Genomic DNA, 26,499 nt, shown 5'->3' on the forward strand with positions numbered 1-26,499 from the left:
TTCGTTCCATTCATCGCGGCTGCCGCGACACGAATGCCGGTCGGGCAGCTGTCGCCGCCTCGCACCCAAGGTTTCAAGACTCGTGCCAATTTGGCTCGTCGAATCGAAGAATAATTTTGTGGTTGTTTTTCAGGTATTTAGCTTGAAGCCGCAGAAAGGATCGTCGGAACAAGCCGTGTAGCGGACCCGACAATGGCGACACAAAGCGGCGGATCGCGATCCTCAGTCACGCATTCGTTCGGACCGCATCGTTGTGTTGAGGTGGGCGAACAGCATCTCGACCCTCTTGCGTTTTTGCGGGATGCTGCGAACTCTCCTGTTCCGGCGAGCTGACGTGCTTGGTCTCGCGTGCCCTCATCGACACTGCGCGGAATCTTGCGCCACGCTGGCATACCTGCGAGCCACCGCCAGCAATTCGGGGCTGCGGGCGATCATCCGGCATCAACCCAAGAGGCTCGGCTCACTTATCGGCGCAGGAGTTCAGTATCGGCGTCATCGCCTTCACATGTTCGTCGATCCGCTCGAGCACTTTCGCCGCGACAACGTCGCGCTCAGGCAGATGCCACCAGTGCTCGTTGACGAGTTCGACGGTCTCGACCACTGCCTTCAGGACTGCCGGCTCCGGAAGCCTTGCACGGTTCGCGAATGCTTTCCATCGCGGTGCTGCTAGCGCCTTGAACGAGCGCTCCCCTCCAAGCGAAAGCGCCATGGCGTCGGCGGGAATATATGGCACGGTCGACAGAACGTCGTAGATTGGTGCAAGCACCGGCTTGTCGCCGTTGCCGGGATAAATCAAAGACCAGTTCTTCAGGTGCATGTCGCCATGGCCGGTGATGACCGTCAGCACCAGGCGGCGGACGAATTCGAGAGCCGCCGTAGGCGAGACGGCTACGCCAAGGGCCAAGGCTATGTCGTGATAAGTGGCCCCCTCATTTTTGCGCGAGGGATAGACACCGAAGACCTGAGCGAAATCCTCGATGTGTATCCTCTCGCCATCGGCGCCGATCGAAGCGTTTGACGAGAAGGACCTTGCCCTCCGACAGCGTGTTGAATTCTTCGGGAACGCCCTCAAAATCGGACTTCTCGACCAGTTCGCATTCAGGAACCTCCATGCCGATCGCTGCAGCCAGCGCCAGGTTGGCGAATTCGTTCTCGGAAACGCCCGGAAACGCCGCCGAAGGGAACTTGGCGATGTACCGGCCCTGCTCGTCGTCCATCGGCAAGGTAAGGCCACCGCCTGTTCCAGTGTTCTTCATGACCGACAGCTTCATCTGCACGCCGGCAAGTGAGAACCGTGCCTTGGGCTTATCTTTTGAAGCATCCTGCGAAACCGCTATCGCGCCGTCACTGGGCAACGCCCGTACGGCTCCCGGCAGATCGGCGCCCAGCGCCGCTAAAAGATCGAAATCATTGCCTGGCCGGACAATGCCTTCGTGGTGCTTTTCCATCGCCTCGCGCAATTTCTCCTCCGGCAGGAGGTTCGCGAAGAAAGCGGGCAAGGCGCCCGCCAGAGGCTTCGGATCTTTCCGCAATCCTCCCGTCGCTGCCCGGAACGACAGGCTGAAAACCGGAAAGCCGCCCGTCGCGCGGTAGGCCTCATCGAAGTTGAATGCATTGAAATCGCCCGGCGTCCTAACGATTGTGCCGACCTTCAGTGCGTTCAAGAGCACGTCCAGCGACGGGATCGTCTTAGCGGCGCGAAAAACTGGAGCCATGATCGTCATCGTCAGGTTGAGGAACAAAAGCGGGTCGATCGTCATCATCATTCGGACGCAATAGAGCCTGGACAGCCGGCACCATGACTTGCGGAACCATCATCATTTCCAGACCGAGTGCGCGAGCGATATTCATGAGCGTCGTCGCACGCGCCGCTGCGGCTCCCTTTTCGATGTCGCGATAGCGGGGACGGGATATACCCGCCAAATCAGCGACCTGCTCCTGCGTCATGGCAGCGGCCAGCCTCGCCTGCCTGAAAAGCCGACCGATTTCGCGCAGAATTTCCGATTCAGATGCCATCATGATACCCATACGGTCTATTCCAATGCGCGATGATACGCAAAGGTATCTCATTGCTCCGGTGGGTGCGATACGAGCCCAAGGAACCGGTGCGACCTGGGAGAGCAACTCGGCGGGAATATCGATGCCCTGGCTGCGGACATAATCGACAGCGCAGCTGAGATAGACGGTAAAGCGCGTAGGCCATTGGCGGCCCGTTCAGTTCTGGCTGTCGGAAAGGCGCCCGAAGCCGGTTGCGAAGTTCGCCGTTGATCTCCGCCGCCCGGACCTGCACGAGCATATGCGCACCGTGAAGTGACCAGCGCATCTGCTGCTTCTTGACCATACGTTTCCCGACGACTGAGTTCACCGCCGACTCGGCGAGAGTGGTGGCGACGGCGAAGCCCAGCCCGGTAGCGCTTTCCATCCTTTCTGACTCAGTAAGACTAGGCGCCCGCCGCCACGTGCGGGCGACGCTGGCATCAACCGGCGGGCAGATGCGCCGAGGGCAACAAGCGCGCCTGACGCAACGCCGCCAGATCAGCCGAGCCGGTGCAGAAGCAGGCGACGGCCAACTGGCGGATGACGATCTCGAAATGCGCGACAACCGCCTCGGTGGATACCGTAGCCGCTCGCAGCACGCCGGCCGCCTGCCCGGCGATGTCCGCGCCCAGGCGGATGGCCTTGGCCACGTCGACGCCGTCGCGGATCCCGCCCGACGCGATCAGCTTCACCTTTGGCAGCGCCCGACGTACCGCCTGCACGCTGGCCGGGGTCGGAATCCCCCAATCGGCGAACGCCATCGCCACTGCACGGTCGGCGGCATCGCGGGCGCGCTCGCCCTCCACCGCGGCCCAACTGGTGCCGCCGGCGCCGGCGACATCGATCACCGCCACGCCCGCCTCGACGAGCGCACAGGCCACCGGGGCGGATAGGCCCGACCCCACTTCCTTGGCCACGATCGGCACGCCCACGCTGCGCGCGGCGCGAGCGATCTGCGCCAGGACGCCGCGCCAGTCGCGGTCGCCCTCCGGCTGTACCGCTTCCTGCAGCGGATTGAGATGGACGATGAGTCCATCGGCCTCCAGCGCATCCACCGCCCGGCGCGCCAGGTCCAGGCCGTCGGCCTCGCGCAGTTGCGCGGCGCCGATATTGGCCAGCAAGGGAATGTCTGGGGCCAGGCGGCGCAGCGTGCGCGTCAGCCCCTGGGAGTTGCGGGATTGCAGGCTCACGCGCTGCGAACCGACGCACATGGCGATCCCCAAGGCTTGCGCTGCCTCGCTCAGATGCCGGTTGATGGCCTCGGCGCGTGGCATGCCGCCGGTCATGGAGCTGACCAGCAGCGGCGCGCGCATGGTCTTGCCCAGCAGCGAGGCGCGCAGGTCGATCTGCGTCAGGTCCAACTCGGGCAATGCGCAGTGTTCGAAACGGATGTACTCCCAGCCGGCGGCGACCGTGGCCGGCGCCGTTCGCTGATCCAGCACGATGTCCAGATGGTCGTCCTTGCGCCGGCTCAGGGCGGTGTCGCTCATGCTCGCTCCATCCGTCTCATCGGGCGACGGCGTTGCGTCGGATCGGACCGACGGCAGCGCGCGCACGCCGCCGCCTCCCGCGCGTTCAGGCCGGCGCACGCTGGCCTTCCCCCGCAGCGTCGCTGCGGTAGCGGCTGTTCGAGGTCTGGTAGTACTGCGCGCGGATGGCCGCCATGGCCTCGATCAACGGTCCCCACGGCGCGGGAAAGCGTTCTTCCGCCATCACCCGGTGCAGCATGCGCGTATGGCCGGCCAGCTCGTCGTTGAGGAACTCCACCACAGGCATAGCCGGATAGCGCTGCAGCAGCAGGATCGCCGCGTTGTCGGCCTCGCCGGCCGACCTGTCCTTGTCGCGGCCATGCAGATCGTTCTGCAGGCGCCCTATCGCGGAGATGAGCCGCAGGACCTGGCGAAACGCCGGACGCGCGCGCAAGGTCGCCATGTTCAGCCCCCACAGCAACGACAGGCAACAGAACACGTTCGTGTAGGCGACCGAATCGATGCCGTTGTGCAGGTACTCGGCGTAGGACCAGCGTTCCGCCCCTGCCGCCTGCGCGTGTCCGGCGCGCAGCGCCGCGCAGTAGCACCGGGTATCGTCGAGAAGCTGAACATAGTCGCGACGATCGTAGGCGAGCGCGGCCAGCGAAGCGCGCAGCACAGCGCAGCCCTCGAATCCGGGGAGCGCGCACGGCACGCCCTGCCCCAGCGCCTGCTCCACCGCGGCGATCTGTTCCGGCGCGATCAGGCCAAGGTCGTTGCAGTCGTCGAGCCAGAACAGCAGCGCCAGTTCGCGATAGAACGCCACGATCAGCGTTTCGTCCTGCGGATCGCGGCCGGTGCGGGCGCTGGTGTCGCGCAGGCTCGGGTGGATGCCCTGCAGGATGTACTGGCCGCCCCTGACCGCTTCCATGGCATGCTCGTCGGCGAACCCGGTCAGGGAACGCCCCCACTCCAGCACCTGCTGCAGCGCGCGTTCGTTCTGGATCATGGCGCCGCTCCTGCTCCCTCAGCCAGGACGCGCCGCCCCCAACGAAGCGCCAGCCACAAGCCGGCGAGTTCGGCCACGCGCACCACTCGGGTGGGGCAATACAGTTCCTTGCCAATCCACAGCGGCGTTTGCGGCAATGCATGCGCCGCATGGCGGGCGAGCATCCACTCCAGCGCACGCGCCACCGCCTGCGCGACGCGCCGGCGCCCTGTCGGCTCTTCGCTCCCGTCCAACACGTGCAACGCGAACAGCGCATAGGCGGTTTCCTCGAATGTGGACGCGCGACCGGCGCCCCAGCCGCCGTCATCGCGCTGCGCCTGCATGAGCGCCGCCAGCGCGCGCTCGTCGCGCCACTGGGGCTTGCCTTGCGCCAGCGCAGCGACCGCATGCGCGGTGGGATACAGCCACGAAACGTGCCATTTTTCGTTGTCCCATAGACCGTGCGGGTTGCGATTGGCCTCGACGTAGGCGCTGGTGCCGGCGGCGGGCTTTCCCAACATTCGCAACGCATGCAGGGCATGGATGTTGGTCGACACCGAGGCATTGCGCTCGCCGGGGAAGGTGACGAACAGCTCGCCGATTTCGAAATGGTGCAACGCATCGACCGCCGGGTCGCGGCCTGCAAGGCGCAGGACGCACAACGCAACGGCGGTGTCGTCCGCATCGGCCGCGAAGTGCAAGGCCGGGCCCAGACCGCGCACGCCCAGGCGGGCGTCGAGCTGCGAGACGATCACTTGCACCGCCTCGGCGAGCGCGGGATGCGAGAACAGCCCGGCCAGATGCAGGGTGTACAGCGACCAGCATGGCTCGAACACATTGATCGGCCAGACGTTGGGAACGACACCTTCGATGCCGCTGCGCGTCGCCCGCGATGCCGCCTGCAGATACGCGTCGGCGCGCCCGACCTGCGGCGTGCTTCCCTGTGTCACGGCGTGCGCACGCCACGCGGCGGTGGCCGCCGGACTGATGCCAATGCTGCCGTCGTCATCCGGGCATGCGGTGGTCGGCGACGTCCCCCAGGCTTCCCAGGAGTGCAGCAACGGATGGCCGCTCGGCAACGTCGCCACCGCCCCCAGCTTGACCAGGCACGTTTGCCGCAACGGCAACAGCGCCGGGTGGCGCGGAAACGCCACGCCGCCCAGCAAGGATGCGGCCTCACCGCACAACTGCGGCAGGATCAGCTCCGCGCCGATCGGCGCATCTTCCGGCACCGCATGTGCGTAGGGATCGGGCTGGCGCTCGAGGAACCGGGTTGCAGCCTGGACTGCGTCGGCAGCGACGGGAAGAGGATCGGCACGCTGCAATGCCAGCAACGCCGCCCACGTGGGCGCATGGCGGAACAGCGGGAAGTCCGCACTTCCCCATCCGCCATCGGCCTGTTGCTGCGCGATGAGCCACGCGTATGCGTCCTGCCGACCGGTGACGTTGCCGTGGAACTGCAGAGCTCGCGCCGTGTCGTAGACGGACGGACCGACGCTGCCGCCGTCGCTCATCTCGCTCAGCAGGTGGCGCAATTCGGAAAGGATCTGTTCGGACAGCGCGTTCACGCGGGATGTTCCTTCTGCAGACGGTTGACGAGAACCAGGATCGGCAGACGCCGCGCACATCGCCGCGGACTCGGGCACAGTGCAGCATGCACCGCTGCCGCCGGCCGATCGCAGCGGCACAGGGGCGACTCCATGTGGACGGGCGTGCTCATGCGCATGGCTTGAACAGATACCCGTTGGCCCGCTGCAGTATCTGCGCCAACCGTTCCGCACGCGGCCCCAGCGGGGCGATGGCTTCCCCGGCGTCGCGCAACAAATCCAGCGCGAACTGGCGCGCTGCCTGCAGCCCCATGATCGACGCGCAGGTCGGCTTCTGCGCCGCCGCGTCCTTGCCGGGGGTCTTGCCCAGCGTCGCGGTATCCGCTGTCGCGTCGAGAATGTCGTCGATCACCTGCAACGCCAGGCCGAAACAGGCGTTGTAGCGATCGAGCGCACAGTACAGCGCAGCGTGCGCGGCATCCTCCGCGATGGAGCATAGCGCGCCCATGCGAACGGACGCGCGCACTAGCGCTCCGCTCTTCATCCGGTGCATCGCCACGATCCTGTCCAGCTCGGCGTGCTTTCCGACCAGCGACAGATCCATGGCCTGCCCGCCTGCGGCACCCTCGGCGGACACGGCCTGCGCCAGTTCGCGCACGAGCGCGATACGGTTGTCGCCCGGCGCATCCAGGCTCGCCAGGGTCAGGAAGGCGTGCGCCTGCAGCGCATCGCCGACCAGGATCGCAGTGGCTTCGCCGAACTTGACGTGCACGGTCGGAAGGCCGCGGCGAAGCACGTCGTCGTCCATCGCGGGCAGGTCGTCGTGGACCAGGGTACAGGCGTGCATCATCTCGATGGCGGCGCCGACGTCGTCGAGCATGTGCGCCGGCGTGTCGGCCAGTGCGCCGGCAGCCAGACAGAGCAAGGCGCGGGTGCGCTTCCCGCCATGCAAGGTGGCGTAGCGCATCGCCGCCATCAGCTCGGTCTCACCGTCGTCTTCGGCGCAGAGAAGACGCGCCAGCGCCTGTTCGACCCGCTTTGCGCCGTCCTGCATCCAGATCTCCGGCAGCAGCCTGCCGGATGCGCCGCGCGCCTGCGCGCCCAATCCGCCGAGCGCGGAAACGCCAGTTCGGTCGTCGTGTAGCGTGGAACCGGTCTGCATGTTTTTCATGTCCTTGTACCTGACACGAGATGGCCACAGCGAGCGCCAAGCCGCAGCGGTGTTGCCGGCGTCGCACCGAGCGCGTGCGCTGAGTGCAGCAATGCCGCGCCTCGCCGGCGCCGCTGCCTCGCCACACGGGGCATGCGATGCCAGCTCATGAGAAGCCTATGCGGATTGCCATGGACGGATGTGCGGTCGGGTAATACCGCCGGCCTTTTTCGACGCCGCTCAGCAACCGCGGCCGCACCCCGGCCTGGTGCATGGTCAGCGCCAAGGCGGTGCAGAACTGCACCATTTCCAGCCATACCAGGTGGTAGCCGATGCAGACGTGTGGGCCGGTACCGAACTGCAGCATGTCCACCGGCCGGATCGGCTCCGTGCGTTGCAGCCACCGCGCCAGGCGGAACTGATCAGGCGCCTCGTGCAGCAGCGCCGAGGTCGAGAAATGCAGCAGCGGGATGCACAGATGGGTGCCCGCGGGAATGCGCCGTTGGCCGAGTTGCAATTCCTGCAGGGCGCGACGCGGCAGGAGCGTGGTCGCCGGATGCAGGCGCAGCGTCTCGCGGAACAGCGCCTCGGCGACCGGACACTCCGCCAGATCCGCGTGCCGGGTCGGCACCGCGCCCACGCGTTGCGCCTCCTCGACCAGGGCGTCCCACAGCACAGGCTGCCGCGCCAGCTCGATCACCATCCAGGCCATCGTCGAGGCAGTGGTGTCGTGACCGGCAAGCAGCAGCAAGCGGATATTGGCGACCAGGACGTCATCGGAGAGCCCATCGTCGCTGCGGTCGAAGGCGCTCACCATGTCGTTGATCAACCCGGTGCGCGCGGCGTGCGCCCGCGCGTCGCGGACGAACTGGCGCAACTGCGCGTCGATCCAGTCGCGGGCGGCGCGGCCGCGCCGCAAGGGCAGTCCGGGGAGGTCGACCGGGGGCGCGACGATCAACTGCAGCAGTTGCCGGTACTTGCGATGCCATCCCGGCAGGTCCTGCGCGGGGATTCCCATGAGGCTGAAGATGAGCTTGAGCATCAGGTCACCGGTTTCGCGCAGGATGGTTGCCTCGCCGCGGTCGCGCCACGCCTGCACCCGCGCCCGGATGACGGGCGCGAACAGGTCGCCGATGCCGGCCTGGGTCAGCCCCTTGGGCAGGAACGCCGCCTTGATCGCATCACGCGCCTGCCGGTGCGCGCCGCCGTCCTGGGCAACCAACGTTCCGCCAAGCAATTCGGGCGCGATCTCTTCGATCAGCGCCGAAGACACGTCCTTGTGCCGGAGCAGTGCGAACGCATCCGGATCCACGCAGGTCATCAAGTGTCCAGCAGGGCCGAAATCCAGCCAGAAGTGGCTGCCCAGCGTCCGTTCTGCGCGCTGCAGCAGGCGCGGCAGGTCGCAGACAATGGCGGGAAGATGCCCGACCAGGGGGAAAGCGCCAGGCATGACCGGGATGTCGCATCGCAGCCGGTGCCGACGGTTGAGTGGGTTGAGCAGCATGTCCATCAGCAGCGCGCCGCCGCCGCCGATTCGGTGTCGCCGGCAGGGCGCGCGGCGCAGCTGTTGCCACCGTCGGCGTATGTCGGCACATGCGCCAGCATGCCGCCATCGATGCACACGACCTGGCCTGTGATAAACGCAGCATCGTCGGAGAGCAGGAACGCCACGAGCGCGGCCACGTCCTCGGGGCGGCCGACGCGCTGCAGGAGCTGGTGCCGGCGCAGATGCCGTTGCATGCACTCGTCCAGCTTGGCGAGGAGACGCTCGGTTATGACGAGACCCGGCGCAACGGCGTTGCAGCGGATCTGCGCATGACCGTATTGGGTGGCGAGCGAAGCCGAGAGCATGTTCATCGCCGCCTTCGACGCGGCGTAGGACGTCTGCGCCGTGTCACCGCTGAGCCCCTGGCACGACGACATGTTGACGATCGCGCCACCGCCGCGGGCGATCATCCGTGGGATGGCCTGCCGGCAGCAGAGCAGCGTGCCGCGCAGATTGGTCGCCATGGTCTGGTCCCAGACTGCCAGGTCCAGGTCGAGGATCGCGCGGTCGCGCGGGGTCAGATCCATGGCGCTCGCATTGTTCACCAGCAGGTCGACCCCCCCGAAGTGCCGCTCCGCCGTCTCGAACAGCGCTGCCACCGCCTGCTCATCGGCGATATCCATGGCTATGGGCAGCGCGTGGCCTGCTTCGGCCGCGATCTGCGCGGTGCAGGCGATGGCCGCCGAGCCATCAATGTCGGCCACCACCACTCTGCCGCCCCCGCGCGCGATGGCGAGAGCGCATGCCTTGCCGATGCCGGCGCCGGCGCCGGTCACCACGGCCACCTTGCCTTCAAACCGTCCCATCGTGTCTCCTGAATTGCATTGGTCTTTCGCAGCATGCCGCTCGGCCTCCGCCGGAGAAGGCGCAGGGTCGGCGCTGGCGCGCTCGTCATCGCCCGCGTCGCTTTCGATGACCCGAATGGCGGCGACCGGGCACTGGTTGGCCGCAAGCCGCACGGCGGCGTGCAGCGCCTGCGGGACCGTCGCCACGCACACTTCGGCCACGCCGTCCGGTTCGCGCTGGCGAAAGGTGCCCGGCAGCGTCAGCACGCACTGCCCGGTAGTTCCGCACAGATCCTGATCGACCAGGACGCGCATCTCAGCCCTCCTGCCCATGCAGCCGCACCGGCAGCGCGCGGAACGTCCTAAGGAACGCGGAAGGCTCCCGGGTCGGCTGCTCGGCCAATGCCAGCGTGGGGAAGCGTGCCTGGATCCGCGGCAGGCTTTCGGCCAACTGCACCCGGGCCAGTTGCGCACCAAGGCAGAAGTGGATGCCGTGGCCGAAGGTCAGCATGATCTTCCCGTCGATCGACATGCCAGGACTGGTGCCATAGAACCGCACGGGATCGAAGCGGTCGGGATCGGCGAAGGCGTCCGGGTCGCGATTGCCGGCCGCGATCAGCACGCGCACGTCCGCGTTCTTCGGGATCACCGCGCCGCCCAGTTCGATGTCGCGCTGGGCGATACGCGGAATGGAGCTGAACATGGCGGGCGCGTCGTAGCGCAGGGCTTCTTCGACGAATGCCTTCACCCCCACGGCATCTCCCTTCAGCCAGTGCCGCTGTTCGGGATACGCCAGCACCGCCAGGACCGCATGGCCGATGGCCGCGGCAGTGGTGGCGAAGCCGCCCAGCAGCATGCCCCAGAGCATGCTGATCAATTCCGCATCCGACAGCGTCTCGGCATCGTCGTCGCGTGCGCCGACCAGCATTGACACGATGTCGTGGCGGGAATCCGTGCGCTTGCGCTGTATGAGGTCGCCGAAGTAGGCCTGCACCCTGGCGCTGGCCGCGTCCGCCGCGGCGAGTTGGGGATCGCTGGCGTGCGGGCTCAGGCCTTCCAGAATGGCGCTGATGCCGGTGACGAGCCCGAGAATGTCGTCCGGGGGCATGCCGAACAGTTCGCCGAAAACCAGCATGGGCAAGGCCAGCGCGAATTCCCGATGCAGGTCCACTGCCTCCCCGCGCTCCAGTGCGGGCGCCATGCCGTCCAGGCGCGCTGCGACAATGCGAGCGATGGTCGGCCTCAGGTTGTCGATCTGGCCGATGGTGAAATCGCGCGAGATCAGCCGGCGCAGACGCGTATGCGTCGGAGGTTCCTTCATCGCTAAAGTGGACGCCAGCAAACTTAGCGACAGGCTGGTCGCCGCACGCGGGAAATAGCGCGCCAGTTCGCCTGGCGCCGGCCCCCGAAAAGCATCGCCCGTGGCCTTGAGCGCCCAGTAGATGTCGGCGTGGCGGCTCAACAGAAAGAGGCCCGACGCCGCGCGATGCACCGGATCGTGCTCGCGCAACCACCGCATGAACGGATACGGGTCGTGGATGCACGCTGGCGACGCCAGTTCGGCGAAGGCGTCCCGGCATGCTGCCGTGGTTTCTTGCAAGTCCATATTGGTTACCTGTTGGCTGGCTGATCTGACCGGCGCGCGCCAGGCGCGACGGCAAATTGCGGAGAAGATCGCGATTCCCGGCGGCGTCCGCCCATCACCAGAGCACCGGGAACTCCTCGAACCCGCCAGTGATGATCTCCTTGCGCAACTTCAGTTCTTCGGGCGCCACGGCCAGGCGCAGCGCGGGAAAGCGCTGGAAGATCGAACCGAACACCACCTTGAGTTCCAGCCTGGCCAGCGCCGCGCCGATGCAGTAGTGCGGCCCATGGGAGAACGCCAGGTGCGGGTTTTCGTCGCGTCCGATGTCGAAGTTTTCCGGGTCGTCGAAATGGCGCGCATCGAACGACGTCGCCGGCAGGCCGACAAGCACCTTGCTCTCCGCAGGAATTTCCACGCCCGCGATAGTCACGTCGGTACTCGGATAGCGCATGATGCCGTCCCAGCCCGCGCCCGGCGGGTACATGCGCAGGATTTCCTCCACCGCCTTGTCCACCAGGGATGGATCGCCGACCAGGCGTTCGCGCTGTTGCGGATGGCGGAACATGGCCAGCAGGCCGAATTCGATCTGCGCGACGGTGCTCTCGTGCCCCGCCACCAGCATGCCCGCCGCCAAGCCGATCGCCTCTTCCTCGGTCGCCTTGCCCTGGTCGACCGCCGCGAGCAGGTCCGTCAGCAGGTTGTCGCCAGGATCCTGGCGCTTGTCCCGCATCTTGCCGCGAATGTAGGCGCGCAGTTCTTCCCAGGCCAAGCGCGACGCGCTGCGCGGGCCGCTTTCATGCTGGTGCGTCATCACCTCGTCGGACAGCCCGGCGAAAAAGGCGTGATCCTCGTAGAGCACGCCCATCAGCGCGCTGATGACCATGGCCGGAAGTGGAAAGGAGAGGTGGCGCCGCAGGTCGGCGGGCTGGGGCTGGGCCGCCAGTGTCTCGAACAACTGCGCGGCGATCGCCTCGACCTGCTGCTCGAGCAGCTTCACCCTGCGGTTGCTGAAGGCCGGCGCCACGATCGTGCGTAACCGGGCATGCTCGCCCCCCTCGTGCGAGACCAACCACCCCGGTGATCCGAGAATCACCGAATCCGGGGTGAATGCCGCCGGCGGCATTCCCGAGGGCCGGAACGCCGCGTCGGACAGCACCGCCTTGGCTTCATCGTAGCCTGTCACCCACCAGCCTTCGTGCCCGGACGGGAAGCGCACGCGGTGGATCGGACCGTTGGCGCGTTGCGCCAACATCTCGGGCGAGGGCTCGATGTGATCGACGCGCCACATCGGCAGCGTCGGCAAGGGTTGTTCGGACATGGTGGCACTTGATCTCTAAGCGATGGAAGGGCGGAAGGTGACCGGCAGGCGCTGCGGGCAGCGAATGGCTTAGGAAGGCATGTAGACGACGTCCTCCGCAGCGTAGCCGATTCGATTATCAAGGTCGGCCAACGTGTAACTGCCTAGGCATACCGCGCGGCGAGATGCAGAACGTTATCCTGCGCCTTCGAGTTCAGGATAAGGCGAGTGTGGCGGGCCTTTGAGTCGCAGCCGGCCATCAAGATTTCCGGCGCAAGGGTCGACAAGGGCGGCGAGCCTGTTTGGTAGGGGGCGGTTTCGCCGAGGCCCCCTTCCCATAGAATGCTATCTGATGCGGATTTGACATTTTGCTTTTCTTTCTTCGTTCCATTCGTGTCATCCACGAAATGAAAGTCGGTCGGCGGCTCCCGGCCAGCAACGAAGGTGCTTCAAATCTCGTGCCAATTTGGCCGCAGCAGAAAAAAATTGTGGCAGCTTCTCAGCGGCCTAGCCTGAGGCCAGAGAAGAGCTAGGCGAAATAGGCCGGTGTCGCGGGCCAACAAAGGCGACGGAACAGTGTCGGACAGAACGCCTCGGGCGACCTTTAGGTCGGGCTTGCGACATTCTGGTCCAGTTTCGAACATAAGAGGGCGGCAAACAGACACGATTGGGAATTCGATCCTCACGGCGCCAGGGCGCTTGCCCAAGAGCGCGCGCTCATGTTGCTGCGACAGGCGCGTGTTCGCGATAGCCGGGCCTGCGCACCCATGAACGCTAGCGGCACACGCTACGCAATGACTGGAGTGCCCGCCAGCCTCAGGTAGTGCATCGGCTCCGCTTTCGGTTCTTCTTTGCCCAGCCGGGGCTGAAGCGCCGAATATCCGCACCCTACAGCATCGTTGTTGCCTGTGTGACGAGGCGGTATAGCGCGCGCCCGATCTTCTAAGACACGGCCTCCGAGAAGAAGGGGGCGGTCCAACAGCACCTCTATTTGAAATGGCACGCCGCTTGCTGCTCCTGGTTAGAGCACCATCAAATCACGATGAAAGCGACTTGCACCATGCCCGACGCGCGAAGCTCTAGACAGTGGCCTGAGGAGACGATGCCCGTTCCCGCTGAACATCGGGACACCGTCTCCTCCGGAAGGCCGTTCTCGGTGGCCGCTTTGCGCATGGCTGGTCCGATGCCGGCACGCCAACACGGGCCGCTCGCGCAAATGCCGTTTACCGGTTCTGTTCAGCATGTGAGTGCCCAAGAGCCCCGTCAAAGGGTCACCCAAGCCAAGGCCGGCGGGTCACTGCCACATATCGACAACACGCTGAACCAGTCCAGTGACCCGAGTCTGCGTGAAGTGACATTTCAGGCCCCCACATGCTTGCGATATTGGCTACTTCCGGCCGCTATCCCTTTTCCAAACGCACGATCGCGAGTGACCGATCCCGCTTCCGGCGCCATAGCCGGGGGAACCAAGCGGCTCGACGGTGTCCAGCTCGCTCAGATCGATTGCGTTCGGGTGGCCAAGACCAGCCGCCAAGACCTTCCTATACGTCGGGAGGGAAAAAGGAGGTTGCGAGCCGCGAGGTCCTCATTCCGTGCCGGGCATACGAGCCTTTGCTCGGTATTGCGCCAGCCTCTGCCAGAATTCAGCGCCAGTTTTCTTCTTTAGGAGCAAGTTGATGACAGTTCAAAAGAAAGTTCCCTTCGTCACCTTTCTCACGCGTGTTCACGATAAGTCAGTCCAGGGGACAAATCCATATCGCTGGCAAGAAAAGACATCTGACGACTACTTTGCCGGCAAGCGGGTCATCCTGTTCTCGCTGCCTGGCGCCTTCACGCCGACCTGCTCGACCTACCAATTGCCCCAGTTCGAAGAGCTCTATGATGAGTTTGAGAAGGAGGGAATTGACGCGATTTACTGCCTCTCAGTCAACGACGCCTTTGTCATGAATGCGTGGGGGAAGTCCTTGGGTCTGAAGCAGGTCGAGCTCATCCCCGATGGCTCAGGCGAGTTCACACGCAAAATGGGCATGCTGGTCGCCAAGGACAATCTCGGCTTCGGGATGCGCTCCTGGCGCTACGCCGCCCTGATCAACAATGGCGTGGTGGAGCATTGGTTCGAGGAGGAAGGTTTCTCCGACAACTGCGAGGCCGACCCCTATGGCGTCTCGTCCCCGCAAAACGTTCTCGAAACGCTGAAAGCCGCCGCATGACCTAGAATACGTCTCAGTGGTGCCATTGCCGGCCCCAAGAGGCTCCTCGACAGGATTTTCGCGCTCACCATGCAATCCTCAGCAAGCCTGCTTCAGCGCCAGAAGCAATCCATGGTCGCATCGCCTCAACTCATTGAGTCGATTCGCCTGCTGCAACTGGCGCATACTGAACTGCATCAGTTCGTGGAGCGGGAAATCGAGAAGAACCCGCTTTTGGAATCTGCATCAAGCGATGGCGGGCCTTTTGACGACGTCTCGATTTCGGGAGCGGATCAGCCTGTCGGCCCTGGCGCAAACGCCGTTGAAGGACCGACCGGGGCAGGGTCGGCTGAACGGCTCGGGCAATGGAAATCACTCGGCAACACGACCAACAACCCGCCGGGCAATGGCCCTTCCCTCGACGAGTTTGCCACCCTCGCCGAAACATTGCACGACCATGTCGCTCGTCAGATCGCCCTCACTGCGTTCACACCACAGGAGCGGCTGATCGCTGGCCAGCTTGCCGCCGATCTGGAAGACACTGGCTATCTTCGGGCAAACCTTTTGGAGCTGGCCGAGAGCCTGAATGTCCATGAGGCTGTTGTGGAACGGGTTCTCGGAACCTTGCAGCAATTTGATCCACCGGGAGTTTTTGCGCGAAGTCTCAGAGAATGCCTCGAGATTCAGTTGCGCCAGCGAAATCGGCTCGACCCGGCAATGGCAGCTTTGGTTGCCAATCTTGAAATGCTTGCGCGACGCGATTTTGAGGCACTGAAGCAGCATTGCGGCGTCGATGAAGAAGACCTTCTCGACATGATGCATGAGATTCGGGCGCTCGATCCCAAGCCTGGGAACCGATTCCAATCCGGTGCGTCTGAATCAATCATACCCGACGTCTGGGTCACGCCCTCGCCGCAAGGCGGGTGGCAGATCGAACTTGATCCCGCCACACTGCCAAAGCTGCTGATCAACCAAAGCTACTATGCCGAAGTGTCGCGTCAAACTCCCCAAAATTCGAAAGATAAAGCATTTCTCGACGAATGCTTGCAAAACGCGACCTGGCTGATCCGCAGCCTCGATCAGCGCGCCAAGACCATTGTTAAGGTTGCGGCTGAAATCGTGCGTCAGCAGGATGCCTTTTTGGAACATGGCGTCGCCCACCTGCGGCCTCTCAATCTCAGAACCGTCGCTGACGCGATCGGCGTGCACGAGTCGACGGTAAGCCGGGTGACCTCGAACAAGTACATGCTTACCCCGCGCGGAGTCTTTGAACTGAAGTATTTTTTCACCGTCGCGATCGCGTCCTGCCAAGGCGGCGATGCGCACTCCGCCGAAGCTGTCCGGCATCGGATCAAAGCGATCATTGCCGCAGAATCTCCCGGCGACGTGCTTTCCGATGAGGACATCGCTGTCCGGCTGAAGGAAACCGGCATCGATGTTGCGCGCCGCACCGTCACAAAATATCGCGAAGCAATGAACATCCCCTCCTCCGTGCAACGCCGCCGGGAAATGCGCTTGTGTTTTTAGATTTGGGTCAAGGCAGCCAACATCACGTTGCATTGCATCAAAGTGGAGACTTCGTTCATGACCCAATCCGCAGCAGGCGTCATGGACGCTGTTCTGCACGACCCAGAAAAGCCCGTCCCACCGTCTGGTCCCGCATGGGGTGCGGTCATTGCGCTTTCCTTGGGCACCTTCGGGCTGGTCACGGCAGAGTTTCTGCCTGTCAGCCTGCTCACGCCCCTCGCGCATGATCTCGGTATCAGCGAGGGAGCGGCTGGACAGGCGATGACGGCAACAGCTATCGTCGGGGCGATCTCGGCGCCGACGGTGGCCATCATCACAAAGCGCCTGGACCGCAGGACCGTCATGTGGACCATGACGCTGCTGCTGATCCTGTCGGACGTTCTGGCGGCCGGCGCGTGGTCGCTGGCGGCTCTCCTGACTGCACGCGTCGTGCTCGGCATAGCGCTCGGAGGCTTCTGGTCGATGTCGGCAGCACTGGCGATGCGGCTCGTTCCAAGCCACTTCCTGCCGCGCGCCATGTCGATCATCCTCACCGGCGTTTCCGTAGCTACCGTCTGCGCAGCTCCAATCGGCGCTTATGTCGGCGATATCTGGGGATGGCGAAGCGCCTTCGTGCTCGCCGCAGCCGGCGGCGCCGCTACACTGCTCGTGCAACTCATAACTATTCCGAGACTGCCTCCGATTGGAGTGGCTAGCTTCCGCAGCCTGCTGGATGTGGCCAAGATTCCGATGGTCAAAATTGCGCTTTTGGTCATCCTGCTGGTCGCTTCCGGCCACTTCGCCGGAATCACCTATATCCGCGCCTTCCTCGAGAAGATTCCCGCGCTGGATGTCGAAACGATCTCGCTTGTGTTGCTTGCTTTTGGCATCGGCGGATTCTTCGGCAATTTGGCCGGCGGGCTTCTGGCCGAGTTCAGTCTCAAGGCAGTCGCTGCCCTTGCACCGCTGCTCATAGCGATAGCCGCTGTTTCGCTGCTGACGGCGGGAGCATCGGCCTCGGCCTCGGCGATTGCGGTTGCCGCGTGGGGCTTTGCTTTCGGCGCGGTGCCGGTGGGATTGCAGACGTGGATGGTGCGGCGCGCCGCTCCCGAGCAGGCCGAAAGCGCCGGTGTGCTGATGGTCGTAGCGTTCCAAGTGGCAATCGCAGCCGGCGCGATTTTCGGCGGACTATTGGTGGACAATGCCGGGATTACCAGTGCCATTGCCTACAGTGCTGTTGCCACGTTCCTCGCCGCCCTGACAGTGTTCCTGCTCGGCCCGAAGCGGGAAACCTAGACCGCCTGACAGAAGAGGCCTCAGCAGCGCAGCGGGACGAGAGATGCAATCGCATGCACGGCGCGGCGCGATCCTCCGCATGATTACGCATGGACCAGCGCAAGCGCCTCGCCGGCTTCACCTCCGGGCCATGGCGACCTTCGCCGCCAGACACACGAATCTCGCTGGCACCGGTTCCACTTGGCGACGATGAGCGCTGCCAGCGCGTTGCTGGCGGTCATATCCTTGACGACAAGCCGGCATTCTGGGCGAGCGACAGCTACGCGCCGGCCATGCCCGTCAGAACGCCGGTGACTCGCCACCGGGCGGCTTGGCGACCAGCTTTGGCTCCATCGGCGGAATGAACTCGAGCCGGCGGGCGCCGGGCTGCAGCAACAAAAACGTCGATTTTTCATCGCGTACATACGGCCAGACAAAAAGCCCGGCGTGCTCCCTCCGCCATATCAATCGATTTTATCCGAGGTGTCACATCCGGGTAATCTAGCGGCTTCTAATGAAACCGGCTAAGGGGAGCGCGGATTTGGGGGAACTTTTCGTGAATAGCCAAAAAGATGCAGAGCGTATCCTTGCCGAAATGTCGATCGCACAGGCGATTTACGATGCCATTTGCGAGATGAACGGATCTTCGTACAGGCAAGACAAAGCACCTTTGCGGTGGGACACTTCGTCAGGCCAACCGTTGAGCCTAATGAGTATTGACGGCTTTTTCGAATTGCGGGAACTCGCTAGGCGCATAGCGTCGAAGATCGACACGCCTGCGCTCATCAGTCTCCAAAGACACACCTCGCAGTCATCAAAAAAGATTGACTTCCACTAGGTAGAAACTGCGCTCGCGCTGCGACGTGCCTCTGGTCTGAGCGCCGACAAAACCCGGCGATCGGGAACCGCCCGCCGCACCTTTCGGCACGGCGGGTGATCAGTCGTTCACCAGGCACGGGGGTGTGGGCGGGGTGGTGTGCCCGGTGCACGTGATCGTAGAACCTATGCTCATAGGCGGCTGCGTCTACCAACCGGCAGTTGGAATGTTTCGACAGCTTGCCTGGCACGACCGCGGCTCGATCAAAAACCATCAACGATCGGAGTAGCGTTCCTAGTTCATCGCCACGCAAAAACCCGCCGCAACTTGGATGCGGCGGGCTGGTCGATATCACGAACTCATTTCGTCTTTGGCAGCGCGCTGGATACAGAACGAATTACAAAAGGGCCGCGAAGCTCCTGCGGGCGGCTGCTCAGCGATTTTGCAACCAACCGAAGACTATTTTGGAGCTCACTCGAGTGCTGCTTCACTGTACCGTGTGCCACCGACGCTCCTTTAAAACTCTCAGCCATGATTGATTCCTCCGCGATTCCGATTAATGAATCCTTCCGGTCCTACGAACAAGCGATTTGTTGGGCTCGGGGGGGAAAAGTGATGATTGTATCCGGCGCGGAAGTCCGCGACTCCACCGACTGGCCAGAATTGGTCTTCGGGTTGGTGGGGCCTATTGGGGTCGACATGAACATCGTCACGCGCAAACTTGAAGAAGCGTTGGTTTCGGTAGGATATCGTCCGCAGGTCATAAGACTGACTGGTCTCATGAAGGATATAGCTGTGGACGGGGGTGAAGTCGCCGACGGCGGCGATCCAGTGAGCCACTATCAATCACGAATCCAATACGCAAATGCGGTGCGTTTAAAATGCGCCAACGATGCTGCTTTGGCCGCTCTTGCCATAAATGACATCCGACGGTTGCGTTCTGTCCACTGGGGACCCGATCACCCTTCTGCTCAACCTCAGCGACTACCTGTCGAAAAGAGCGCTTACATCCTGCGACAGTTGAAAAGAGCCGAGGAGATATTGCTGCTCCGGAAGGTTTACGGACGCAAGTTCATTCAGATTTCGGTGCACCTCAGTGAGAAGGAAAGGCGCAAGAATCTGGAGCGGACCATCGCGCTAAGCAATCCTAATCTGAGCCCAAGCAGTTGTGCTGAAGCGGCCGAAACTCTCGTTGAGACAGATATGTACGAGCGTTCCGACGTGCATGGGCAACGGATTGAAGAGGTGTTCCATATGGGAGATACTTTTATTCATGGGCGAAACGAAGAGAGTATCTCTCGAACCATCGACCGTTTTGTTCAGGCTTTTTTTGGAAAAAACTCGATCAGCCCAAACAAAGATGAGTATGGGGCATACATGGCTGCCTCCGCATCTCTTCGTTCGCTGGACCTTGCACGCCAGGTCGGGGCGGCAGTGTTTTCTTCCAAAGGGGAAATTATTGCGTTGGGCTGCAACGAGGTGCCGAAATTTGGTGGCGGCACCTATTGGACCGAAGACGATGATCCCCATAGGGACTATGATGATGGGGTCGACGTAAATCGAACCGAAAAGAACCGAATTATTTTCAACTTCCTTCGAACTTTGGAGGAGGCATCTGTTTTGAAGGATGGCGCAACAGCCGAAGCGCTTTATGCCGACTCGGCCGTCCGGAAGCGAATTAAGGCAGCCTCGATTTCCGATATCACGGAATTCGGGAGAATGACCCATGCCGAGATGACGGCACTCTGCGATGCGGCGCGCTTGGGTCGGCCAACAGGCGGCGCGACCATCTTTGTCACAACCTTTCCATGCCACAACTGCGCGAAGCACATAATTGCATCAGGTTTAAAGCGGGTTGTGTTCATCGAACCGTACCCAAAAAGTAAGGCCCTGGAGTTTCACGAGGACTCTGCTGTCCTTGATGAAAAGAATGAACGACGCGTTTTATTTGAGCATTTCGTGGGTATTTCGCCCCGCAGGTATCGAGACATATTTGAAAAAGGTTCGAGACGCTCTGCTGATGGGAAAGTTGCTGAATGGTACAAAGGAGAGCCTATGCCTTTGCTCGAAGATAAAGGCCCGTCGTACATTTACGATGAAGAGTCCGCTATATACTCCTCCCTAATAGCAGTGGCTGAGGAGCTAGGTATAGTGGTCAAATCAGAGCAGTCCGAGTCGGATGAAATCGACAAGACGACAGCAGACACAGAAAATATTGCGGCCCAGTGACCCAGCTGCCGATTCACTCCTCCGCCGCCGGTCTGAACTTCCGCACGATGAATTCGAACAGGATGTCCGAGATCCACATTGCCGACACCCCGATCAGGAACGCCGCGGCGAGCGTTGTTGTGTCGTCGTCGGTCGCCGGAATCGGCAACCCTGTGGCGCGGAAGTAATTCACTACCGGCAGCGTCAGATAGGGCAGCCGCCAGGGCGCCGCAGATCGGCGACCCCACCATGCGCGTATCTTGTAGCGGTGGCGCGACAGAGCGCGCAGGACGCCCCCAGCGAGGCCGGCAGCAACGACCGGGCCTCGGAACTCGGCAAAGGTCTCCGGCGGCACATCTTCAAATTCGTATCGTTTGCCGCTGGCGACGAACCACACCGAAAGGATTGTGCGATCCAGATCGTATTCCGTTTTGCGTATCGAGGTGGATGGCATGACGGCGGGATGCGCAAGGTCCAGGAGGTCCCAGGGACTACGAGGTCTATGGCTTCATGACCACCAAGCCGAACGCCCTTGTCACGCACCTGCCCGCGCAACCGTGAAGGCCACTGGACTCTCCGGAGCAAAGAACGCATTGTTCCCGAGGGGAGCGGGGACTTGGACAAATCTCGGTATGACAATCGGTCTGGCCAGTGGCGGAAGCGCCCTGGCGTAAGGCGGTATCGTGCCCGACCGCTCTCGGGCGTGCCGATGCGGCTGGTGTATGTTACCATCGCGGCAGTGGCCGCATTGGCGACACAGTACTTCCTGCAGCACACCGATCGTTTCCAAAAAGCCGTGTCGAAATGGATCGGCCCGGCTCCCGCTCCAATAGCGGGGATTGCTTCCGCTGCTCGACCGAAAAGATACCATCGGCATTACCGATGCTATGGTCGAACCAGCGCTCGGCCGACGTTATCGGCGGCGGTACGATCGAAATTCACGGCCAGCGTATCCGTTTCAGTGGAATCGACGCCCCGGAGGCCGCGCAACGGTGCGATGACGCCAAGGGCTTCCGCTACCAGTGCGGTGCGAAGTCCGCCGGCGCCCTTGACGCCTTCCTGGCAGCCCTCGAGGCCGCTCCGGTGCACTTTCGTCGCTTGGGACCGCTACGGCCGCTTTGTTGCCGACTGCTCGCGGGCCGAGGGCAGAAGCGTTGCCTCGTGGCTGGTGGAGAACGGCCAGGCTCTTGATTGGCCTAGCTACAGCCAGGGCGCATATGCACCGCAGCAGGCGAGAGCGGAGGCGGCGAAAATCGGTCTTTGGGCTGGCGATTTCGAGGCGCCGTGGGTTTGGCGGGTAGAGCACGCAGAAAAGGCGCAGCCGGCGATCAGCCAGCCGCTCGGCATCGTCGGCGGCCGGCAAGTGGCGCAAAGCTACTCATGCCAGCCGCGGCGAACTTGCTCGAAAATCAGCCCGTGCGACGAGGCGCAATGGTATCTCGGCAATTGCCCGTGGGGCGGCAAGCTGGACCGCGATGGCGACGGAAGGGCGTGCGAGACGCTCTGTTAGGAACGACAATGGGCCGCGGCCCTCGGGGGGACGTATTAATGGACGAGAAATTCTACAATCGCGTTGGCGGCGACCGTATCTCGTCGCGTCAGGTCGACGAACTCATAGGGCTCGCCCGTGGCCTGGCCGCAGATGGAACCATCAACAAGGCCGAGGTCGAGTTCCTTCAAAAATGGTTGGCGGCGAATGTGGAGATCAGTAATCAACCAATCATCCGAACCTTGTACCGGCGCATCAATGATATCCTTCAAGACGGCGTGCTCGATTCCGATGAACACGCGCAACTTGTGGATACGCTAAACAGCTTCTCGAATCGTAATTTCGAACGCGGAGAAGTGCTAAAGCCGACGTCGCTGCCACTCTGCGATCCGGCCCCGACTTTGACTTTCGTCGGCCGGTTGTACTGCTTCACAGGCACATTCAATTTTGGCCAGCGGAAGCATTGCGAACAGGCCATCGCAGATCGCGGAGCCTTCGCGGGAGGTCTGAGCCAGAAAACAGAAGTTTTGGTTATAGGCGCCTATGCCACCGAATCGTGGAAGCATTCTTCATTTGGGGATAAAATCGTCAAGGCTACCGGCTGGCGCGACCAAGGATTGCCAATCTCGATCGTCGCCGAAAGTCACTGGGCCAGCTTTCTCTGAGGTGTCCTTTGCCAAACGATCGGGCCAAGTTTTCAGTGCGGCGCACCGCCCGCCAGCAGATATCGGTAGCCGTTCGTCGTCATCCACCGGGCGCGGGCGAGATGCGTCTCCCAAGCCCTGAATGCCCGCTCCGGTTCCTTCTCAGGATCGATATGCAGGACGATCCTGGCGACCTCTCGCCAGTCCGCCTCCTCGGCCGCGGCGTCGAGCAGGCGAATGTAGGTAAGCAGACGCTCTTCGTCGTATCCGGTCAGAACCGAAGAAGTGGGAGCCTCATCGGACGTCAGAGTCGAGCAGACATTTGCGCATCGACGCTTTTCTAACCCAGTTGATGCCAGCTGCAAAAAGCGACTCGCCGTTTAAGGTTACGGAACTTTAACGAAAGGAGAGCATTGACTAGAGGCCACTACCTATCATATTGATAGGCGCATGGCCGAGATTATACCGCTGACGCTTACGGTGCCGCTTGCGTTGAAGATGATTCGGCAGCTGGCGGCTGACACGAACAATATTGTGATCGTTGCACACGCCCGCAAGCGCGGACGACAGCGGAGCATTTCTCGGAGGCAGGTCGAACTCTGCGTGCAGCGGGGTACGATCTGCGAAGGTCCAGTGATGAATGCGAAGGGGCATTGGCAAGTCAATATGTACCGGCACGCTGCAGGAGAAGAAATGGAATGCGTCGTGGCAATTGATTGGGGAAAATCTCTGATCGTGATCACGGTGTTTTAGGAACGGGTGAAGAGATGGCTTACCACTATACCGAAAGCGGTCTCGACAATGTTTGGCTCGAGAACGGATACACAAGGCACGATACGGCTTACGGAGTCGGTGTTTCGATTCAAGATACCGAAGGCCTCCACAGGGCGATCGGTCAATGGGTCATATCGCTCCCCAAGCCTCTAAATGGCGCAGAGCTTCGTTTCCTGCGCCTAGAAATGGATACTACGCAAAAGAACCTCGCCGGGATCCTAGGGGCCGACGAGCAAGCTGTGCGGCGGTGGGAAAAGGCCCGGACGAAGCCGATGAATGGCTCCGCCGACTTGCTCCTGCGCGCCCTCTATTCCGAGTATACTAACAAGAGCAGCCGCATTCGTCGCATGATTGATCGGCTTGCAGAACTCGACCAGATCGAAGCACCGACAGGGCGCTTTTGTGAAACCGACCACGGATGGCAGCCGCAAGGCTGTGCCGCAGCGTAGTCTTTGCCCCGGCCTCTGCGCCGGGGTTTTTCTTATCGCGGAGAATTCGATGCCGAGGCCAGTTTTGCCGTTAGTCAGCACAATGCTTCTTCCGGCGGAGATTCCAGATGCCGGCGCCGCCCTAAAAAAGTTGGAGGAAAGGAGATGGCGAGAAGCCAATCCCGCAGTCTTCATGCACAAGCGAATTGCGGACATGATCGAGCAATTTGAGAAGAATTTGGGACTGGAAAGCGAACTCGGGTTGACCGTTGTTGGTGGCCAAGATAGCCCAATTCATCTCCGGTCATTTGCGTGCTCGCCGCCGGACATTTTAGAGTTCCATGGCGTCAACGAACGCGGTCAGTCTGTTACGCTCATCCAACACCATACGCAAACCAGCCTGCTTCTCACCGAATTGCCGAAGATCAAAGCTAAGGCATTTCGCATTGGCTTCGTGCCGGCAGGAGACGGTGGTGCCTAAAGCGCGTATTCGCCCGACGCGTTACTAGACTAGTCTCTCATGTTCCCTGTCAAGGTTGAAGGCAAGAAGGCTCGCCTGCTTGGCAGGTTTGCGAAGCAGTCGGACCGGCTGAAGCTGCACAGGGCTGGGGGTGGAGCTCAGAGACGACGGTTGATCAGACTCTCATCCGCGGGTTGGGTACCGGCCTTCCGTATCTTCGTCTCGGGGCTGTCCTCGGTCTAGAGGGCGGGCGTCGGGCGCATCGGCTTGGCCACATAACTAGCGACGGGAGTTCCCCACCGTGGCCCCACCCCCAACACTGTGCAGCGGGTTGGGTCGAGACCGGCTATGACGGCGCGACCTCCCGGCCGATGCCCCACAAGAAGGCGGCCATCTCGCGTGCGATCGCAGCCACGACCACCGGCGGCTTCTTGCCGGCGGCGCTGAGGCGACGATAGCGGGCGCAGAGCCGGAGCTGCCCCTTCCAGGCAATATCGCGGACGGCCTTGGGCAGCCCCTCGAGCCGCACCCTCAGGGTCTCACTGACCCTGGCAGGATAGCGGTAAGTCCATGCCGCTTCGACCAGGGCGCGGCGGGCGCGTCGATTGCCGGCGAGCGTAAGGCTCGACCGGCGAACCGTGTCACCGGTCGAGCGCTCCCCCGGGGCAAGGCCGAGAAAGGCCATCAGCTGCGGCGGCGTATCGAAGCGACGCACATCCCCAATCTCGGCCGCAAATATCACTGCGACCAGGAACGAGGCGCCGCGCATGGCCTGATAGGCCTCAACGACTCGCGCCATGGACCAAGTTGGCACGACGGCGCGCAACTGCTCATCCAGGCGGTGTAGTCGCTGAGCCTCCGACAGAACTTCGAGCATAGATCGGCTCGGCCCATCCGTAGCTCGTAAGCGCCAAGCTGACCCCATCTGGCGCGGCTTGAGGTGATGAGCGAGACATACTGACACTGAAGCAAGGAGCCGAGGAGCTTGCAGTGTCAATTTCTATGTCTGCGCCTATGCCTGATGATAGAAGTTTCCATGTTCTTGAAGCGGTTGCCAACCGACTGGAGGCAAGCCCGCAGCGTCCGCGCCGGCGCTGGTCGGCGGAAGCGAAGTCGCGGCTGATCGAGGCGACACTGAAGCCGGGCGCGAATGTATCGGCCATTGCCAGACAGGCGGGGATGGCGCCGGCCCAGCTGTTCGGCTGGCGGAGCAAGGCGATCAAGAGCGGTGCGGTCACGCCACACAGGGATGCGGAGCGGCTCGGCTTTGTCGAGGTCACGCCGACAGCGTCTGCGTCGGTGGAGATCGAGCTGGGTGGCGTGGTCATTCGCGCCGGTGCCGATATCAATGAGGAGCAGCTGGTGCGGATTATCCGGGCGGTTCGCCAGGCATGATCCCGGCTGGCGTGAAGGTGTTGCTCGCCAGTCATCCCGTCGATTTTAGAAAAGGTCCCGACGGCCTTTTGGCACTGGTGCGCGATGCCGGCTCGGATCCATTCAACGGCGCACTTTATGTCTTCCGCGCCAAAAGAGCCGACAGGATCAAGATCGTCTGGTGGGACGGCAGCGGCGTGTGTCTTTATGCCAAGCGGCTGGATGAGGCGAAGTTCTGCTGGCCGCGGATCGGCCACCACCGGGTCCAGCTCAATCATGCTCAGCTCATGGCTCTGGTTGACGGAATGGACTGGAAACGGGTTCGAACGGAGACCGTCAGGCGGCCGCAATCGGTTGGGTAAAACCCTGCGGCATGATGAATCAGGGATCTGAAAAAGCGGGAAAATTGCCCGCGAATATGCTCTGATTTTGGCCATGTCGGCACCCGATCTCGCGCTCCCGGACGACGTTGACGCGCTCAAGGCGATGGTTGTTGCCATGGCCGAAAAAGCCGCCGGTCTGGAAGAGCGTAATGCCGATCTCGAAGCCCACAATACGCATCTCGAGTTGGTCAACAAGAGCGCCGAGGAGCGGATCGCACGCCTGACGGCGGTGGTGAAGATGCTGGAGCGGGCGCGCTTCGGCAGCCGCTCCGAAAGGTTGCGGGCCGGTGCGCTGAGCGAGGAGCAGTATGCGCTGGTCTTCGACGAGATCGAAACCGGCGTGGCGGCCATCCAAGCGCAGATGGAGAAGTCTGCGGGCGGCTCGAAAGCGAAGCGCGCTCCGCGTCCTCGCAAAGGCTTTGCGGCCCATCTCGAACGGGTCGAGGTGGTCATCGAGCCCGAAACGCCTGCTGGCTGCGAAGCGCTGGAAAAGATCCTGATCGGCGAGGACGTCTCCGAACGGCTCGATGTCACCCCGGCGAAGTTCC

General features: G+C 62.6%; 23 protein-coding genes and 7 pseudogenes. 12 read left to right on the forward strand and 18 right to left on the reverse strand.

Going from position 1 to position 26,499, the window contains the following annotated elements; genetic code table 11:
- Positions 1 to 460: 460 nt before the first annotated feature.
- The 13 genes and pseudogenes from NKJ12_RS28920 to nifH form a co-directional block, all read right to left on the reverse strand.
- Positions 461 to 1,766: pseudogene (locus NKJ12_RS28920) on the reverse strand (type II toxin-antitoxin system HipA family toxin).
- Positions 1,690 to 2,016 (reverse strand): helix-turn-helix domain-containing protein, encoded by a 327-nt coding sequence (locus tag NKJ12_RS28925; protein ID WP_352565968.1) that lies wholly within the window; start codon positions 2,014 to 2,016, stop codon positions 1,690 to 1,692. The pseudogene NKJ12_RS28920 and the gene NKJ12_RS28925 overlap by 77 nt, the downstream one beginning before the upstream one ends.
- A pseudogene (locus NKJ12_RS32360) lies at positions 2,006 to 2,420 on the reverse strand (hypothetical protein); the annotation flags it as partial. The gene NKJ12_RS28925 and the pseudogene NKJ12_RS32360, both read right to left, overlap by 11 nt.
- Before the next feature lie 57 nt (positions 2,421 to 2,477).
- The gene (gene fni, locus NKJ12_RS28930) at positions 2,478 to 3,527 is read right to left on the reverse strand and encodes a type 2 isopentenyl-diphosphate Delta-isomerase (protein WP_352646372.1); all 1,050 of its coding nucleotides are present in this window, start codon (positions 3,525 to 3,527) and stop codon (positions 2,478 to 2,480) included.
- Positions 3,528 to 3,612: 85 nt separating this feature from the next.
- Positions 3,613 to 4,515, reverse strand: coding sequence for a terpene synthase family protein (locus NKJ12_RS28935; RefSeq protein WP_352706822.1), 903 nt, complete (start codon positions 4,513 to 4,515; stop codon positions 3,613 to 3,615).
- Positions 4,512 to 6,062 carry a hypothetical protein gene (locus NKJ12_RS28940; protein ID WP_352706824.1) on the reverse strand — a complete coding sequence of 517 codons (1,551 nt, stop codon included), beginning with the start codon at positions 6,060 to 6,062 and terminating at the stop codon, positions 4,512 to 4,514. Before NKJ12_RS28940 ends, NKJ12_RS28935 begins: the two co-directional genes overlap by 4 nt.
- A 148-nt stretch (positions 6,063 to 6,210) precedes the next feature.
- Positions 6,211 to 7,203, reverse strand: coding sequence for a polyprenyl synthetase family protein (locus tag NKJ12_RS28945; RefSeq protein ID WP_352706837.1), 993 nt, complete (start codon positions 7,201 to 7,203; stop codon positions 6,211 to 6,213).
- 154 nt (positions 7,204 to 7,357) lie between these two features.
- On the reverse strand, positions 7,358 to 8,701 hold the full coding sequence (locus NKJ12_RS28950; RefSeq protein WP_352450774.1) for a cytochrome P450: 1,344 nt from the start codon (positions 8,699 to 8,701) through the stop codon (positions 7,358 to 7,360).
- On the reverse strand, positions 8,701 to 9,543 hold the full coding sequence (locus tag NKJ12_RS28955; protein WP_352450805.1) for an SDR family oxidoreductase: 843 nt from the start codon (positions 9,541 to 9,543) through the stop codon (positions 8,701 to 8,703). Before NKJ12_RS28955 ends, NKJ12_RS28950 begins: the two co-directional genes overlap by 1 nt.
- Positions 9,544 to 9,711: 168 nt before the next feature.
- Positions 9,712 to 9,855: pseudogene (locus NKJ12_RS28960) on the reverse strand (ferredoxin); the annotation flags it as partial.
- A complete protein-coding gene (locus NKJ12_RS28965) occupies positions 9,839 to 11,128 on the reverse strand; it encodes a cytochrome P450 (protein ID WP_352450773.1) in 1,290 nt (429 codons plus the stop codon). The pseudogene NKJ12_RS28960 and the gene NKJ12_RS28965, both read right to left, overlap by 17 nt.
- A 94-nt stretch (positions 11,129 to 11,222) precedes the next feature.
- On the reverse strand, positions 11,223 to 12,425 hold the full coding sequence (locus tag NKJ12_RS28970; protein WP_352450772.1) for a cytochrome P450: 1,203 nt from the start codon (positions 12,423 to 12,425) through the stop codon (positions 11,223 to 11,225).
- Between the two features lie 152 nt (positions 12,426 to 12,577).
- A pseudogene (nifH, locus tag NKJ12_RS28975) lies at positions 12,578 to 12,771 on the reverse strand (nitrogenase reductase); the annotation flags it as partial.
- Positions 12,772 to 14,080: 1,309 nt separating this feature from the next.
- Between nifH and NKJ12_RS28980 the strand changes: the two are divergent.
- The 4 genes from NKJ12_RS28980 to NKJ12_RS28995 all read left to right on the forward strand — a co-directional run bounded on the left by NKJ12_RS28980 (position 14,081) and on the right by NKJ12_RS28995 (position 20,420).
- The gene (locus NKJ12_RS28980; protein ID WP_352450770.1) at positions 14,081 to 14,614 is read left to right on the forward strand and encodes a peroxiredoxin; all 534 of its coding nucleotides are present in this window, start codon (positions 14,081 to 14,083) and stop codon (positions 14,612 to 14,614) included.
- Positions 14,615 to 14,683: 69 nt separating this feature from the next.
- Entirely contained in the window at positions 14,684 to 16,120 is a 1,437-nt protein-coding gene (gene rpoN, locus NKJ12_RS28985; protein WP_352450769.1) for an RNA polymerase factor sigma-54, read from the forward strand.
- Between the two features lie 57 nt (positions 16,121 to 16,177).
- Positions 16,178 to 17,395 (forward strand): MFS transporter, encoded by a 1,218-nt coding sequence (locus NKJ12_RS28990; RefSeq protein WP_352450768.1) that lies wholly within the window; start codon positions 16,178 to 16,180, stop codon positions 17,393 to 17,395.
- Between the two features lie 1,327 nt (positions 17,396 to 18,722).
- Complete coding sequence (locus NKJ12_RS28995; protein ID WP_352450767.1) at positions 18,723 to 20,420, forward strand: anti-phage dCTP deaminase; 1,698 nt, start codon at positions 18,723 to 18,725, stop codon at positions 20,418 to 20,420.
- Between the two features lie 13 nt (positions 20,421 to 20,433).
- Here NKJ12_RS28995 and NKJ12_RS29000 read toward each other — a convergent pair.
- The 3 genes and pseudogenes from NKJ12_RS29000 to NKJ12_RS29010 all read right to left on the reverse strand — a co-directional run bounded on the left by NKJ12_RS29000 (position 20,434) and on the right by NKJ12_RS29010 (position 21,488).
- A pseudogene (locus tag NKJ12_RS29000) lies at positions 20,434 to 20,754 on the reverse strand (hypothetical protein).
- Positions 20,737 to 20,853 (reverse strand): annotated as a pseudogene (locus tag NKJ12_RS29005) (KTSC domain-containing protein); the annotation flags it as partial. The pseudogenes NKJ12_RS29005 and NKJ12_RS29000, both read right to left, overlap by 18 nt.
- Before the next feature lie 431 nt (positions 20,854 to 21,284).
- Positions 21,285 to 21,488 carry a hypothetical protein gene (locus tag NKJ12_RS29010; protein ID WP_352450809.1) on the reverse strand — a complete coding sequence of 68 codons (204 nt, stop codon included), beginning with the start codon at positions 21,486 to 21,488 and terminating at the stop codon, positions 21,285 to 21,287.
- On the opposite strand from NKJ12_RS29010, the gene NKJ12_RS29015 reads away from it, so the two are divergent.
- Together NKJ12_RS29015 and NKJ12_RS29020 are read left to right on the forward strand one after the other, a co-directional pair.
- On the forward strand, positions 21,397 to 21,909 hold the full coding sequence (locus NKJ12_RS29015) for an excalibur calcium-binding domain-containing protein (protein ID WP_352706830.1): 513 nt from the start codon (positions 21,397 to 21,399) through the stop codon (positions 21,907 to 21,909). The genes NKJ12_RS29010 and NKJ12_RS29015 overlap by 92 nt on opposite strands.
- A 38-nt stretch (positions 21,910 to 21,947) precedes the next feature.
- Entirely contained in the window at positions 21,948 to 22,553 is a 606-nt protein-coding gene (locus tag NKJ12_RS29020; RefSeq protein WP_352450765.1) for a BRCT domain-containing protein, read from the forward strand.
- A gap of 32 nt (positions 22,554 to 22,585) precedes the next feature.
- Here NKJ12_RS29020 and NKJ12_RS29025 read toward each other — a convergent pair whose 3' ends face one another.
- Positions 22,586 to 22,897 (reverse strand): DNA -binding domain-containing protein, encoded by a 312-nt coding sequence (locus NKJ12_RS29025; RefSeq protein ID WP_502904485.1) that lies wholly within the window; start codon positions 22,895 to 22,897, stop codon positions 22,586 to 22,588.
- An 85-nt stretch (positions 22,898 to 22,982) separates the two neighbouring features.
- On the opposite strand from NKJ12_RS29025, the gene NKJ12_RS29030 reads away from it, so the two are divergent.
- From NKJ12_RS29030 to NKJ12_RS29040, 3 genes are read left to right on the forward strand one after another with little or no spacing between them, the layout of a single operon-like run.
- Entirely contained in the window at positions 22,983 to 23,285 is a 303-nt protein-coding gene (locus NKJ12_RS29030; protein ID WP_352450764.1) for a DUF4258 domain-containing protein, read from the forward strand.
- A 14-nt stretch (positions 23,286 to 23,299) separates the two neighbouring features.
- Positions 23,300 to 23,755: a helix-turn-helix domain-containing protein gene (locus NKJ12_RS29035; protein WP_023678227.1), complete on the forward strand. Its 456-nt coding sequence runs from the start codon at positions 23,300 to 23,302 to the stop codon at positions 23,753 to 23,755.
- Positions 23,709 to 24,215 (forward strand): hypothetical protein, encoded by a 507-nt coding sequence (locus NKJ12_RS29040; protein WP_352450763.1) that lies wholly within the window; start codon positions 23,709 to 23,711, stop codon positions 24,213 to 24,215. Before NKJ12_RS29035 ends, NKJ12_RS29040 begins: the two co-directional genes overlap by 47 nt.
- Before the next feature lie 325 nt (positions 24,216 to 24,540).
- Here the strand turns inward: NKJ12_RS29040 and NKJ12_RS29045 are convergent.
- Positions 24,541 to 25,050: pseudogene (locus NKJ12_RS29045) on the reverse strand (transposase); the annotation flags it as partial.
- A 158-nt stretch (positions 25,051 to 25,208) separates the two neighbouring features.
- Between NKJ12_RS29045 and NKJ12_RS29050 the strand changes: the two are divergent.
- From NKJ12_RS29050 to NKJ12_RS29060, 3 genes are all read left to right on the forward strand, one after another.
- On the forward strand, positions 25,209 to 25,589 hold the full coding sequence (locus NKJ12_RS29050; RefSeq protein WP_245274633.1) for a transposase: 381 nt from the start codon (positions 25,209 to 25,211) through the stop codon (positions 25,587 to 25,589).
- Positions 25,586 to 25,930: an IS66 family insertion sequence element accessory protein TnpB gene (tnpB, locus tag NKJ12_RS29055; RefSeq protein WP_352642448.1), complete on the forward strand. Its 345-nt coding sequence runs from the start codon at positions 25,586 to 25,588 to the stop codon at positions 25,928 to 25,930. Before NKJ12_RS29050 ends, tnpB begins: the two co-directional genes overlap by 4 nt.
- 73 nt (positions 25,931 to 26,003) lie before the next feature.
- Positions 26,004 to 26,499, forward strand: a 496-nt coding sequence (locus NKJ12_RS29060; RefSeq protein WP_502905752.1) for an IS66 family transposase, incomplete at its 3' end; no start/stop codon positions are given.

The organism is Mesorhizobium sp. M0195 (genome assembly GCF_040322115.1).
In the GTDB taxonomy this organism is placed as follows: Bacteria; Pseudomonadota; Alphaproteobacteria; order Rhizobiales; family Rhizobiaceae; genus Mesorhizobium.